We start from the raw sequence: 13,686 nt of genomic DNA on the forward strand, positions 1-13,686 counted from the left end.
CTGCCCCCGGTGCGCCTGCCCGGCCGGGCGCCGGGCGCGCCCGGCCCACCGCCTACCCTCGTCGCATGGTCTCCCGCATCCCCTCGTCCCGGCCCGTCGGGAATGTGACGCGTGGGACGACCAACCCCAACCGTCTGCGGCGGATGGACCGGTGGATCGCCGCCGAGCACGGCGCCGCACTGCGCCGGTCCCCGGACGCCGTCGCCGTCGATCTCGGGTACGGCGCCGCGCCCTGGACCGCCGTCGAACTGCTCACGCGGCTCCGGACCGTACGGCCGGACGCGTGCGTCGTCGGCATCGAGATCGATCGCGCCCGCGTCGAAGCCGCCCGCCCGTACGAGCGCGACGGTCTCGTCTTCGCCCATGGCGGTTTCGAGATCCCCCTCCCCGGGCCCGTCCCCGGCGAAGGGCGCTCGCCCGCGGTCGCCGGGCCGGTGCTGATCCGCGCCGCCAACGTGCTGCGCCAGTACGAGGAGAGCGAGGTCCGGGGTGTCTGGGAGCGGCTCTGCGGGCGGCTGGCGCCCGGCGGGCTGGTGGTGGAGGGCACATGCGACGAGATCGGGCGGCGGCACGTCTGGGTCGCGCTCGGGCCGGAAGGGCCGCGCACGGTCACGTTCGCGGCGCGGCTCGGATCCCTCGCCCAACCCTCCGACCTGGCCGAGCGCCTGCCCAAAGCGCTGATCCACCGGAACGTCCCCGGCGAGCCCGTTCACGCCTTCCTGCGCGACCTCGACCGCGCCTGGGCGGCCGCGGCGCCGCTCGCGCCGCTCGGCGCGCGACAGCGCTGGACGCGAGCCGTACGCGATGTCGCGGCCGACTGGCCGCTGACCGGCGGCCCGAACCGCTGGCGGCAGGGCGAGGTCACGGTGCGGTGGGAGGCGGTCGCACCGCGGGACTGCTGAGAGGGTCGGCCTCCGTCGCGCGGGTGCGCCAGTGGGCCAGGCTCGCGCGGGCCGCTTCGAGGCGGGCGCCGCCCGGCGGAGCCGCTGATTCGGTGGCCGCTGATTCGGAGGCCGTCGCTTCGAGGCGGGCGCCGCCCGGCGGCGGCGCCGCTTCGGCATCGGCGACCACGGCCTCCAGCAGACGCGCCGCGGCGGAGACGTCGCCCGCCTCCCCCATGAGAGAGGCGTACGCGTGCCGGTAGGCCAGGACGTCGGGGTCGGCGGCGCCGAACGCGCGCTCACCGTCGTCCGCGATGTCCGCGAAGAGCCGTACGGCCCGGGTCAGGCGCTCCGGCCGGCCGGCGGCCGCTCCCGCGAGCGTCTCCTGCCGTACCCGCAGGGCGAATTGCGCCCGCGCCGCCAGACCCGGACGGGTCCGGCCCGTGCCATGGGCGGGGTTACGCGTCAGGGCCAGGTCCCCGCCGCGTCCGACCGTCCGCTGTGCTGGAACGGGGCAGGGTTCGGCGGCCGTGGGCAACGCGACCGACAACCGCCGATGGAGCAGCGCCAGGTCGAGGTGGTCGGGCCCGTCCGGTACGCCGTCCGCGAGCAGGCGCAGCAACTCCCCGGTGAAGCCGGTGTATTCGGCGTCGGTCCCGTAACGCGCCCGCTTCGTACGGCTCGTGGCCGTCAGCAGGTGGACGTCCGCCGCCGCCGGGGAGTCCAAGGCGCGCCCCGAGAAGCAGCAGTCGAGGATCGCGACCCGGTGGCGCGCCTTCGTGTGGTCCAGGGCCGCGAGGACGTCGTCGACCGGCAGCGAGGAGCGCGCCGCTCGCGCGGGCTCGTCCACGGAACCGGGCAGGGCCAGGCAGAGGCGGTCGCCCTCCGCGAGCAGTCCGTGGCCCGCGTAGTAGAAGAGGCAGAGGTCGAGTCGGCCGCCGTCGCGCGTGGGCATCAGGTCGAGGACGTCCGCGACGCGTTCCGGGTCCACGCGGGTGCGGACCCTGCTCGGGTCGAACAGCCCGTACGCCCCGGTCAGCGCGTCGGCGAGGGCCCGCACATTGGCCGCGACCTGCGGGATGGGGCGGAGTGCACCGGGGGCCGTGTGACTGGCCGTGCCGACGATGACGGCCGCGGAGCGCAGACGCCGGGGGACTTCGACCGCCCATGACTCACCGCTCAACCGGTGCTGCCCCGGCTCTCGTTGTCGCCACGGGCCGGGTCGGTGGCCCCACGGCTTGGGGCAGTTGCCCCGCGGCCTGGGTCGGTTGCCCCACGGCTTTGGTCGGTAGCACCACGGCGTGAGCCGGTTGCCCCGCGGCATTGGTCGGTAGCACCACGGCCGGAGCCGGTGGCGCGACGGTCCGGCTCCTGGCCCGGCCTCTCCTCGGCGCCCGTGCCGCCCGTGCCGCCCGTGCTGATGCCCGTGCTGATGCCGCTGCCCGTGCCAATGGTGGCGTCAGCGCCACCAGTGCCGTCAGTGCCACCGGCCCCACTGGTGCCATCAGTGCCGCCGGTGGCGTTCGTACTGCCGCCCGCCACGAAGAGTTCCAGCCGCTCCTGCACCGCCTCCGCCTCCGCGCGGCTGCCCGCCGACAACTCCAGCTCGGCGCCGTCCGGCCGTACCGCGCGGAAGCTGATGCGGCGGCTCCTCGCGCGCTCCGCCAGCCACATGCCGAACGCCCCGATGCCCGCGCTCAGCAACGGCTCGACCGCGCCCAGCAGTTCGGCCGCGTCGGCCAGACCGCCCTGCTCCCCCGACGGCGGCGGGACCATGCGCACCCGCGCCGAGGCGGCCACGTCCTCGTCGTCGTCCAGCCATGCGGCGAGGTCGCGGGCGAGGGCGTCCGCCTCGGCGGCCGTGCCTCCGAATTCAAAGGTGAGCGCATTCACGGTGCGGGCCCCATCGTCGTGTCCGTCGGATGTCCTCGATACGAGATCAACCATGCTGCCGTACGGGCAGGTTGACCTCTCCGTCACGAGCCGGTGCCTGCCGATGCCAGGCGGCCCCGATCGTCGCCGGTCGTCGCCGGTCGACCCCCGTCGTCGCCGGTCGGCCCCGGTCGTCGCCAGTAAGCCCGGGTATCGCCGGTCGGCCCCGGTCGTCACCAGTAAGCCCGGGGGTCGCAGGTCGGCGTCAGGTGACATCAGCGGCCGGGGAGGTCCGGGAAGTGCGGGTCGGCGGCCTCGCCGCGTCCTCCACCGGCACCCGTTCCCGCACCGGCATCCGCCCCCGTCCCGCCCGCACCCGCATCCGCGTCGGCCCCCGCCTGGCGCCGCGCCGTCGTCGCGAACAGCCGCGGCCGCCCCGGGATCTCGTAAGGAAAGCGGAAGGCCGCCGTGGCCTCCGGCAGGTCCACGAGGTCGCTCAGGATCCGCTCGACCTGCCCCATATACCCCTCCGGCACGCTCTGGCGGTATGTCTCCTCCAGCCAGGTGCGGTTGATCGCCGTGACATTGCCCCAGGCCGTGGCCGCTTCGCCGCCCGACGGAAGGCACACCACCGCAGGCCCCTCAACTCCCCTACCCGATACGGCCGTTCGGGCACCGGACAGCGTGGCCGCGACCACCTCGGCCAGATGCACCGGCACCGGTCCGTCCGCGGCGACGGCGATCCGGAGACGGTAGGCGCGGCCCGCGTACCGGTGCGCCGCATCGCTGTACGCGGCCGCGGCCCGTACGGCGAAGGGGTCGGGCGGTACGGGCTGCTCGTAGACCGGGTTGGGCGTGCCGGGCACCGCGAGCCGCCCGTACTCCTGCGCGAGATAGGCGAGCCGGGAGCGCAGCCCCTCGCCCACCTCGTACGGCTCCAGGCAGACACTGACCAGGCTCCGGTGCTGCTGGCGGGCGAGGGCGTCCCACACCGGCTCCCAGGACACCGCGGTGCCCGGCAGCGGATGCGCGAGGACCCCGACGCGGAAGCGTGCGTCGTACCGCGTCGACCAGGCCCAGCTCAGCCCCTTGCGGACCTCCGCGAGTCCGGGCAACGCCGGTGCACCCGGCTGGTGTTCGGGGTCCGCGGGGTGTCCGGACCGCGGCTCGGACGGGAACCCGAACGGCATGAGCGCGCCGCGTACCCCGGGGGCGTCGAGTGCGTGGGCCCGTACGTGGCGCGGGGCGGCCCGCAGCCGGGCGCGCAGCGCACGCGCCGCTGCCACCGCGCCCGCGGGATCGGGGGCGTGGACCTGGCCGAGCAGCGCACAGGACACCTCTCGCGCCACCGGGTCGTTCATGCAGCGGATCTCGAAGCGGTGACGGCCGCCCGGCTGCCACTGCTCCGCGAGCCAGACCTGCTCGCGGGACGCCGCCTCGGCCCTGCGCTGCTCCTCCGGGAGGCCCGCGAAGCCGCCGTGCTCGGCGGCCGTGGGCGCGGGCTCCACCCGTACGCCGGTCCAGGCCCAACTGCCCTGCGGGCCCGCCGAGATCAGTACGTCGTCCGGGCCCGCGCCCCGGTGCGCGGTCATGCCTTCGGCGACTGCGGATCCGGGCCGCTGCCGGGGGCGGTGGACGGCCCGCTGCCGGTTGTTCCGTCGGTCCCGTCGCCGGGCGCCCAGGAGCGCGTGTCGTACCCGGCGCCGGCCGTCGGGTCCTGCTGCGGGGGCGCGGGGTAGTGCGGCGCACCGGACCTGCCGCCCTGCGGCGGCACCGGAGCCGACGGCGGAACGGGTCCCTGCGGGGGCACCGGGCCCTGCGGCGGAACGGGACCGTGTCCCGGGGCCGTGCCCGGTGCGGGCGCCGCGGGCATTACGGCCTCCTCGACCGGCGGGAGCCCCTGCGGGAACCCGTACGAGTCCGGTACGTCGATCCCCTCGATCGCCACGAACAGGCCCTCACGGCACGCCAGATGGACCGCCTCGCGCATCGCCTGCGGCCGGTCGGCCCGCATGACCTCCTCCTCGGGCGAGTTCTGTCCGAGAATGCCGCGGAAGAGGTCCCCGACGAACTGGGCGATGAGCGTGGCGCCGCGGCGCGAGCGCCACATCATCCAGCCCAGGTAGAGGCTCGATCCGTAGGAGAAGACGGAGACGTAGGCGTTGTACGGGCCGTCGGACAGCACCAGCCGGTTGGCGACGCCGCCGGAGCCGGGGCCGATCGCCCGCATCCTGCGCTCCCGCACGATCAGCGGGCTGCGGCGCGCCCGCAGCGTGCCGCGGATCTGGCTGTAGACGGAGGCCCCGCGGTCCTCGCGGTCGGCCAGCAGCACCCGCCAGGCGGCGATCGGCTCGGTGACCCGCGTCAGCAGGAGGACCAGCCAGAAGGAGACGCCGGACGCGATGAACGCGAAGACCAGCCACCCGGCGCCACCGGCGTCGCCGCCCGAATCGCCGTACCCGTACGCCGAGTCGTAGCTGCTGCCCGAGTCCGCGATGAGCGTCATCACCCCGATGAACGCGGGGATGACGAACACCGCCAGCGAGACGACGAACGCCCGCAGCCACAACTGGAGAACGGCCCGCCAGCCGACGCTCTCGGCGAGCGCCAGCTCGATGTCCCCGTGTCGCAGCGTCTTGTCCAGGTACGCGGCATTGGCGTCCCCGCCCCGCCAGCCCGGAAGCTGCATGCCCTCGCCCGTGATCACCCGTCACCCCAGATGTGTCGCACACCGAAACCGAGGGGTGACAGGCTGCCACGTCATCGGCTCAAGTGCACTGCGATTACGGGAACTTGACCCTGCGCGGACAGCACACGACCGAGCGGCCCCGCGGCCGACGGGCACAGGACCGCCGCGTGCCCGTGCACGTGCGCGGACCGCCGAAGCGGCGGACAGTGGGAGGGGAAGGGGAACGGCGCCCGTCGCGCCCACCGGCGTACGAGCCCACCGGCGCGGCGTACGAGCCCACCGGCGTACGAAAGGCATGACTCCCATGAAGCGCAGGATTCTCGGTGGCACCGGCATCTCGGTCAGCGAATACGCGCTCGGCGCGATGATGTTCGGCGCCATGGGCAACCCCGACCACGACGAGTCGGTGAACATGATCCACCACGCCCTGGACGCGGGCATCAACTTCGTGGACACCGCCGACATCTACAGCCGGGGCGAGTCGGAGGAGATCGTCGGCAAGGCCCTCAAGGGCCGCCGCGACGACGTCGTCCTCGCCACGAAGGGGCACGGCTCGATGGGCGAGGACGAGAACCGGCGCGGGAACTCGCGGCGCTGGCTCACCCGCGCCGTCGAGGACAGCCTCCGCCGCCTCGGCACCGACTGGATCGACCTCTACCAGGTCCACCGCCCCGACCCGGCCACGGACATCGACGAAACCCTGTCCGCTCTCTCCGACCTCGTACGGGCGGGCAAGATCCGGGCGATCGGCCACTCCACGTTCCCCGCCGAGCAGATCGTCGAAGCCCAGTGGGCGGCCGAACGGCGCGGTCACCTCCGTTTCCGCACCGAGCAGCCGCCGTACTCGATCCTCGCCCGCGGTGTGGAGGCAGCGGTCCTGCCGACCGCCCAGCGCTACGGCATGGGCGTGCTGACCTGGGGCCCGCTCAGCGCGGGCTGGCTCTCCGGCAAGTACGCGAAGGCGGCGGACGTGGATCTCACGGAGGGCAGCGGTCGTGCGGCGATGGAGCAGCACAAGTTCGATCCGTCGCGGCCGGGCAACGCCCGCAAGCTGGAGGCGGTCGGCGAGCTGACGAAGCTCGCGGCCGACGCCGGTCTGAGGCTGCCGCACCTGGCGATCGCGTTCGTCCGGGCCCACCCCGCCGTCACTTCGGTGATCATCGGCCCGCGCACCCCGGCGCACCTGGACGACCTGCTGGACGGTGCGAACACGGAGTTGAGCGAGGACGTCCTGGACCGGATCGACGAGATCGTGCCGCCCGGGACCGATCTGAACCGGGACGACAGCTACTACATGCCGCCGGCGCTGGCGGACCGGACGCTGCGCCGCCGCTGAGTCCGCGAAGCGATCAGCGCCCCGACCTGGTGATGTGCGCCGCTCAGGCGGGGGCGCGGCCAGGCGGGGGCGCAGTCAGGCGGGGTTCAGGGCAGGCGGGGGCGCGGCCAGGCGGGGTTCAGGGCAGCCAGGCGGGGTTCAGGGCAGGCGGGTGTGCCCATCAAGGCGTGGTGCCGGTCAGGCCATGTGGAGGGCCGCGAGCAGGGCGTCCACGAGGTACCGGTCGCGTTCGTGGCTGATGCGATGGCGGGCCGCGGACGGCGGCAGCCACACGAGGCGGTCGACCTCGCGGTTCGGTACGAACGTCCCGTCGGTGGCCTCGGCCGCCCAGTACAGGACCTCCTTGGGCCGGGCGTTCGCCGTGTAGTGAGCGCTCGGCAGACGGGCCCCGGGCTCGCAGTCGTGGCCCGTCTCCTCGAACACCTCGCGCAGGGCGCCGCGCAGCGGGTCCTCGCCTGGCTTCAGCTTGCCCTTGGGGTGCGACCAGTCGTCGTACTTCGGGCGGTGCACGAGCGCGATCTCGATCGGCTCGCCGTGCCGGCCCGAGCGCGGGGTGCGCCGCCACAGGACGCAGCCCGCTGCCCGTACCGTCCGCTCAGCAGCCGTTCCACCCGCCGCGCCCGCCGCGCCCGCCGCGCTCGCTCTGCCCGCTCCGCTCGTTCCGCTCGTTCCGCTCGTTCCGCTCGCCATCAGACGCTCACCGCCATGCGCTGCCAGAGCCTGCCGAAGGCGTACCGCGCTGCCTCGACGTCGTGCCGCTGGTCGGCGTGCAGCACGCCGAGCGCGTACGCCGTCGCCGGGGAGATCCGGGGCGTACGCGCCGCCGCCGCAGCAGCCGCGGCCGCCTCGGAGGCGTCGCGGTGCCGGTCCAGGGCGTGCGCGGCGCTCAGCAGGCGGGTGCCGAGCGACGGTTCGTCGCCGCCCCGCACGCGCAGGTCCACCGGGTCCAGCACCTCCTGGCCGTACCGGCGCAGCCGTACGAGCAGCCGCACCTGGTGCCAGGGCGCGTCCTGCTGCTCGGTCGCCGGCGGTGCGTCGGCGGCGGCGGTGGCCGCCAGGCCGTGGACGAGCGCCTCGGCGTTGTACGGGTGCCCGGCGCGGTACAGCGGCAGCATCTCGACCGCCACCACGAGCCGCTCGTGCACCGCGTCGACCAGGGGCCCGAGCACGTCGCCGGCGGGTCCGTCGCAGGCGGCGCCGTCGAGCGGCACCTCCGAGGCCAGGACGGCGACGGCGTCGGCGACCGCGTGGAAGCGGGAGGAGCCGAGTGCCTGGAGGGCAGCGGAGTGCGCGCGGGTCCGGGCCAGTGTGAGCTGCCGTTCGAGCAGTGCTCCGGCGCGTGCCGCCCCGACGGTGAGGGCGGCGGGCGCGGCGTCGCCCGGACCGCGGCGGGCCGGGCCCGTACGCGGCTTCGGGGTCCCGGTGCCGTCGCCGCCCCGCACGCTCGCGGCACGCGCCGCGGGGGCGCTGCGGGCGGCCGGGGGCCGTGGGGCGTCGGCCGGCGGAGTGTCGTCGCCGCCGGGCGCGGCGCCGGTCTCCGCGCCCTCGGCCCCTTCGGCCCGCCCGCCGGGGACCGGCGCTGTGCCGTCGAAGCCGTCGAAGCCGTCGAAGAGGTCCGACCAGGCCGCGTCGGCGCGCCCGCCGAAGCCGGACCCGTATCCGTACCCGCCGTCGTACGCGCCCAGATCGTGCGCCGCGCCGTACGGGCCCGTGTCGGCGCCCGCGAGGCGGTGCAGGGCCGTCCGGAGCCGGTCGAGACGGGCCGTGTAGGTGTGCTCGCGGGCGAGCGTGCCCGAGAGCCAGCCCAGCTCGGCACGGAACGGGTCTGCCCATGCCGCGTCGGTCAGCGGCCGGAAGATGTGCAGCGCGCCGCTGATCCGCCGGGCCGAGCGGCGCAGCCGGCGGGCCGCCTCGACGGCCTCCTCGGCGTCGGCGCCACCGGCCCGGTGCAGCCGCAGGCTGCGCAGGAAGTCCGCGGCCTGCGCGTGCAGGTACGCGGCCAGCACGTCCCTTCCCGACCCGTCGGCCGGTGCGGTCCGGGCGGTCGGCGCGGTCGGCGCGGTCGGCGCGGGCAGGGAGGCCGGAGCGGTCCGCTCGGGCACATGGCTCTCGACGAGTACGCGGCCCGTCCCGGGGGCCTCACCACAGGAGTCCCGCGGCTCGTGCCCGGACCGGTCCGTTCCGGGCACGGTGCCGGGCAGGGCGACGGGTTCCGGCCACGGAGAGCCGCCTCCGTCCCCGTAGCCGCCCGCAGGGTCACGATGTCGCTGAGCCACGCCGGCGCCTCCGGGCGTCGATGAGCATTTCCTGCACGTTCCGCAGCGGCTGCCCTTCCGCATCCACCGCGTGCCGCGTCCAGTTGCCGTCCGGGCCGAGGTGCCAGGACGCGGTGTTGTCGGACATGCCGGTTTCCAGGAGCCGGATCAGGTACGCCCGGTGGGCCGGGTCGGTCACCCGTACCAGCGCCTCGATCCGGCGGTCCAGGTTCCGGTGCATCATGTCGGCGCTGCCGAGCCAGACCTCGGGCTCGCCGCCGTTGCCGAAGGCGAACACCCGCGAGTGCTCCAGGAAGCGGCCGAGGACGCTGCGCACCCGCATGTTCTCTGACAGGCCGGCGACGCCGGGCCGGAGCGCGCAGATGCCGCGCACCCACACGTCCACGGGCACCCCTGCCTGCGCGGCCCGGTAGAGGGCGTCGATGACGACCTCGTCGACCATCGAGTTGACCTTGACGCGGATGAACGCGTCCCGGCCGGCCTGGTGGTTCACCGCCTCCTTGTTGATCCGCTGGATCAGACCGTCGCGCAGCGAACGCGGCGCGACGAGGAGCCGCCGGTAGGTCTCGCGGCGGGAGTAGCCGGAGAGCCGGTTGAACAGGTCGGAGAGGTCGGCGCCGACCTGCTGGTCCGCGGTCAGCAGCCCCAGGTCCTCGTACAGCCGGGCGGTCTTCGGGTGGTAGTTGCCGGTGCCGACGTGGCTGTAGCGGCGCAGGGTCTCGCCCTCCTGCCGGACGACGAGCGACGCCTTGCAGTGCGTCTTCAGCCCGACGAGGCCGTACACGACATGGCAGCCGGCCTCCTCCAGTTTGCGGGCCCACTTGATGTTCGCCTGCTCGTCGAAGCGCGCCTTGATCTCGACCAGGACCAGCACCTGCTTGCCGGACTCGGCCGCGTCTATGAGCGCGTTGACGATCGGGGAGTCACCGGATGTCCGGTAGAGCGTCTGCTTGATCGCGAGCACGTCGGGGTCGTCCGCGGCCTGCTCCAGGAATGCCTGTACGGACGTGGAGAACGAGTCGTACGGGTGGTGCAGCAGCACGTCCCGCTCGCGCAGCGCCGCGAAGATGTCGGGGGCCTGCGAGGACTCGACCTCGGCCAGGTCCCGGTGGGTGCCCGCGACGAACTTCGGGTACTTCAGCTCCGGCCGGTCCAGCTTCACCAGGCCGAAGAGACCGGTGAGGTCGAGCGGGCCGGGCAGCGGATGGACCTCGGCCTCGGAGATCTTCAGCTCGCGGACGAGCCGGTCCAGGACCCGCGGGGCCATGGACTCCTCGACCTCCAGGCGCACCGGCGGGCCGAAGCGGCGCCGCATGAGCTCCTTCTCCAGGGCCTTGAGGAGGTTCTCGGCGTCGTCCTCCTCCACCTCCAGGTCCTCGTTCCTGGTAACCCGGAACATGTGGTGGGCGAGGACCTCCATGCCCGGGAACAGCTCCTCCAGATGCGCCGCGATGACGTCCTCCAGCGGCACGTACCGCTGCGGCGACGCCTCCAGGAACCGCGAGAGCAGCGGCGGCACCTTCACGCGCGCGAAGTGCTCGTGCCCGCTGACGGGGTTGCGGACGACGACCGCAAGGTTGAGCGAGAGGCCCGAGATGTACGGGAAGGGGTGGGCCGGGTCGACCGCCAGGGGGGTCAGGACCGGGAAGATCTGCTGCCGGAAGAGCGTGAACAGGCGGGACTGTTCCTTGTCGGTCAGCTCCGGCCAGCGGATGAGGTGGATGCCCTCGTCGGCGAGCGCGGGCAGCACGTCCTGCTGGAAGCAGGCGGCGTGCCGGGCCATGAGCTCCCGCGACCGAGTCCAGATCAGATCCAGCACCTCGCGGGGCTGCAGGCCCGAGGCCGAACGGGTGGCCACACCGGTCGCGATACGGCGCTTCAGGCCGGCGACCCGGACCATGAAGAACTCGTCCAGGTTGCTGGCGAAGATCGCCAGGAAATTGGCCCGCTCCAGCAGCGGGGTGGAGGGGTCCTCGGCGAGCTCCAGCACCCGTTCGTTGAACGCGAGCCAGCTTCGCTCCCGGTCCAGGAACCGGCCCTGGGGGAGCTCGCCGGCATCGCTGTCGCCCTCGTAGCCGTCCTCGTAACCGTCCAGGTCGGCGTCGAGGTCCGGTTCGAGGTCGGAGGCGACCGCGGCCACGGTGGCCGGGCGATGCGCGGCGATGGACCCGACCGAAGGCTGCACGTGCTGGACCGATGCCTGGGCGCTGGAGTCGTTCATGTCCTCATTGTTCCGCGCTGCGGCCCGGAAGGGCGCGCCGGAACCCGGGGGAGGCGCGGCTCGAAGCCGTCGCGTGGGGTCGGTCGGCACAGCGTGCTGCATTCAGTGATGCTCGCAAGCGAGTCTTAATCAGCGGTAACGCGAACATGGCGGACAGGCAAGCGGGGCCCCTCGCCGGGGTGGCGATAGGGGCGCGCGCGCATCGGGCGGCGGGGCCTGCACGCCGGGGCAGTCGAGGTCCGCGTCTGCGGTAGGGCTCGGCTTGCGCGGTGGGGGCCGGCTTGCGCGGTGGCGGCCGGTGACACGGCGGGGGCCGGTGACACGGCCGGGGCCGGTGACACGGCCGGGTGCCCCCCCACGCCCGGCCGGACTCCCGCCGCCCTTGCACCTTCGCTCTCGTCTCGCCCCTACGGCGCAAAGAGCGAGCATCGGGGCGGCAGGGGCCCGGCCAAGGTCCACGTCCGCGCGGCAGACCCGGTGACAGGACGGGGTTCCCGCATGCCCCGGCCGGGCTCCTGCCGCCCTTCGACCTTCTCTCTCGTCTCGCGCCTACGGCGCAATGAATGAGCATCGGGGCGGCAGGGGGCCTGGCCAAGGTCCACGTCCGCGGCAGGGCCGGTGACACGGCAGGTTCCGGCAGGCGCTCGGAGGTCTGCGCTTGGCGGCACTCGTCGTGGAATTGCTTGCCTCCGGTCAAGCATTTCGACAACGGGTCTACGGGACCGGCTCAACCGACGGCCCGGGCGGGACACCATGGCCGGTCTGTCACATGACCCGACGACGGCGGCACCCCCCGGATCAGCGTCGAGCAGCAGGGAGCGCGGCTGAGGTCCGTGTCGGCGGCAAGGGTCAGCGAGACGGCAGGGTTCCCGCATGCCCCGGCCGGACCCCCGCCGCCCTTCGACCTTCTCTCTCGTCTCGCGCCTACGGCGCAGGAACGAGCATCGGGGCGCAGGGAACCCGGCCGAGGTCCACGTCCGCGGCAGGGCCGGTGACACGGCAGGTTCCGGCAGGCGCTCGGAGGTCTGCGCTTGGCGGCACTCGCTGTGGAATTACTTGCCTCCGGTCAAGCACTTCGACAACGACTCCCCGGCACCGGCCCGACCGACGAACCAGGCGAGACACCATGGCCGATCTGCCCGCACAACGGGACGACAGCCGCACCGGCGGAGAGCCGGACACCCGGACACCCGGACCAGCATCGAGCGGCAGGGAGCGCGGCTGAGGTCCGTGTCCGCGACAGGGGCCAGTGAGACGGCAGGGTTCCCGCATGCCCGGCCGGATTCACGCCGCACTTCCGCGAACGCTCTCGTCTCGCGCCTACGGCGCAACGAACGAGCATCGCGGCGGGCGGGGGGCCCGGCCGAGGTCCGCGTCCGCGGCAGGGGCCGGTCGCACCGCGGGCTCCGGCATGTGCTCGGGGGCCGTGCGCCTTTCTGCGGCACTCGCTGTGGAATTACCTGCCTGCGGTCAAGCATTTCGACGACGGGTCTCCGGAACCGGCGCAATCGACGGCCCGGGCGGGACGCCATGATCGGTCTGTCGCGCAACCGGACGACGGCCGCGCCGGCGGACACCCGGCCCAGCCACGCCCCCCGCCGGCCCCGATGCTCAAACACCCACCACCGGGCCACCACCCGGACAACAACCCCCGCACGAACCAGGCGGACCGCCCCACCATCACGGATGCCCAACGACTCCACCGGCTCCCGGTCTCGTCCCGCGCCTGCGGCACAAAAGGCCAAGCATCGGGGCCGCAGGAGGCGCGGCCGAGGTCCACTTCCGCGGCAAGGGCAGGTGACACTGCAGGGTTCCGGCAGCCGCTCGGGCCCTGCCGCTTCGCTCCGGTTACTCGCTGTGGAACTACTTGCCTCCGGTCAAGCATTTCGACAACGAGTTCCCAGGACCGGCCCAACCGACGACCCAGGCCGGACACCCTGGTCGGTCTGTCGCGCAACCGGACGACGGCCGCACCGGCGGACACCCGGCCCAGCCACGCCCCCGCCCGCGCGGATGCTCAAACACCCACCACCGGGCCACCACCCGGACAACAACCCCCGCACAAAGCAGGCAGACCGCCCCACCACCACGCTCAACGAGAGCCACCGACCGCAAGGTCCGCCACATCGCGAACGACCATCGCGCCGATAAGACAGCGCCACACGGCGAGGGCACCGCACCACGAGGGTCACCGCACCGCGAGAACCGCCGCACCGCCAGGACACTCCGCGGCGAGAACCGCCGCACCGCGACCACGAGGGCCACCGCACCCCGACCGCGAGGGGGTCCCCGCCGCGACAGCCGCCCAGGGCGCGCAGGGCGCGCAGGGCGCGCAGGGCGCGCAGGGCGCGCAGGGCGCGCAGGGCGCGCAGGGCGCGCAGGGCGCGCAGGGCGCGCAGGGCGCGCAGGGC

Annotated in this window: 9 protein-coding genes; 2 read left to right on the forward strand and 7 right to left on the reverse strand. The window is 74.1% G+C overall.

Going from position 1 to position 13,686, the window contains the following annotated elements:
• Positions 1 to 65 precede the first annotated feature (65 nt).
• Positions 66 to 902, forward strand: a complete 837-nt coding sequence (locus tag ACGFNH_RS19500; RefSeq protein WP_393655244.1) for a class I SAM-dependent methyltransferase — start codon at positions 66 to 68, stop codon at positions 900 to 902.
• On the opposite strand, the gene ACGFNH_RS19505 is transcribed toward ACGFNH_RS19500, so the two are convergent.
• The 4 genes from ACGFNH_RS19505 to ACGFNH_RS19520 form a co-directional block, all read right to left on the reverse strand.
• A complete protein-coding gene (locus tag ACGFNH_RS19505) occupies positions 862 to 2,064 on the reverse strand; it encodes a caspase family protein (protein ID WP_393655246.1) in 1,203 nt (400 codons plus the stop codon). The genes ACGFNH_RS19500 and ACGFNH_RS19505 overlap by 41 nt on opposite strands.
• Positions 2,061 to 2,774, reverse strand: coding sequence for a hypothetical protein (locus ACGFNH_RS19510; protein ID WP_393655248.1), 714 nt, complete (start codon positions 2,772 to 2,774; stop codon positions 2,061 to 2,063). The genes ACGFNH_RS19505 and ACGFNH_RS19510 overlap by 4 nt, the downstream gene beginning before the upstream one ends.
• Positions 2,775 to 3,028: 254 nt before the next feature.
• The gene (locus ACGFNH_RS19515) at positions 3,029 to 4,345 is read right to left on the reverse strand and encodes a hypothetical protein (RefSeq protein WP_393655249.1); all 1,317 of its coding nucleotides are present in this window, start codon (positions 4,343 to 4,345) and stop codon (positions 3,029 to 3,031) included.
• The gene (locus ACGFNH_RS19520; protein WP_393655251.1) at positions 4,342 to 5,460 is read right to left on the reverse strand and encodes a hypothetical protein; all 1,119 of its coding nucleotides are present in this window, start codon (positions 5,458 to 5,460) and stop codon (positions 4,342 to 4,344) included. The genes ACGFNH_RS19515 and ACGFNH_RS19520 overlap by 4 nt, the downstream gene beginning before the upstream one ends.
• Before the next feature lie 286 nt (positions 5,461 to 5,746).
• Between ACGFNH_RS19520 and ACGFNH_RS19525 the strand changes: the two genes are divergently transcribed.
• Positions 5,747 to 6,778: an aldo/keto reductase gene (locus ACGFNH_RS19525; protein WP_393655253.1), complete on the forward strand. Its 1,032-nt coding sequence runs from the start codon at positions 5,747 to 5,749 to the stop codon at positions 6,776 to 6,778.
• A gap of 177 nt (positions 6,779 to 6,955) precedes the next feature.
• Here ACGFNH_RS19525 and ACGFNH_RS19530 read toward each other — a convergent pair whose 3' ends face one another.
• From ACGFNH_RS19530 to ACGFNH_RS19540, 3 genes are read right to left on the reverse strand one after another with little or no spacing between them, the layout of a single operon-like run.
• A complete protein-coding gene (locus tag ACGFNH_RS19530) occupies positions 6,956 to 7,468 on the reverse strand; it encodes an NUDIX hydrolase (RefSeq protein ID WP_393655255.1) in 513 nt (170 codons plus the stop codon).
• Complete coding sequence (locus ACGFNH_RS19535) at positions 7,468 to 9,054, reverse strand: CHAD domain-containing protein (protein WP_393655257.1); 1,587 nt, start codon at positions 9,052 to 9,054, stop codon at positions 7,468 to 7,470. Before ACGFNH_RS19535 ends, ACGFNH_RS19530 begins: the two co-directional genes overlap by 1 nt.
• A complete protein-coding gene (locus ACGFNH_RS19540) occupies positions 9,035 to 11,377 on the reverse strand; it encodes an RNA degradosome polyphosphate kinase (protein WP_393655259.1) in 2,343 nt (780 codons plus the stop codon). The genes ACGFNH_RS19535 and ACGFNH_RS19540 overlap by 20 nt, the downstream gene beginning before the upstream one ends.
• Positions 11,378 to 13,686: the final 2,309 nt, after the last annotated feature.

Origin of the sequence: Streptomyces sp. NPDC048639, from assembly GCF_043199075.1 — a bacterium.
Lineage (GTDB): Bacteria > Actinomycetota > Actinomycetes > Streptomycetales > Streptomycetaceae > Streptomyces.

Coding starts and splice junctions, on each gene's coding strand:
- ACGFNH_RS19500 (WP_393655244.1), top strand. CDS start 66: ATGGTCTCCCGCATCCCCTCGTCCCGGCCCGTCGGGAATGTGACGCGT.
- ACGFNH_RS19515 (WP_393655249.1), bottom strand. CDS start 4,345: ATGACCGCGCACCGGGGCGCGGGCCCGGACGACGTACTGATCTCGGCG.
- ACGFNH_RS19525 (WP_393655253.1), top strand. CDS start 5,747: ATGAAGCGCAGGATTCTCGGTGGCACCGGCATCTCGGTCAGCGAATAC.
- ACGFNH_RS19530 (WP_393655255.1), bottom strand. CDS start 7,468: ATGGCGAGCGGAACGAGCGGAACGAGCGGAACGAGCGGAGCGGGCAGA.
- ACGFNH_RS19540 (WP_393655259.1), bottom strand. CDS start 11,377: ATGCAGCACGCTGTGCCGACCGACCCCACGCGACGGCTTCGAGCCGCG.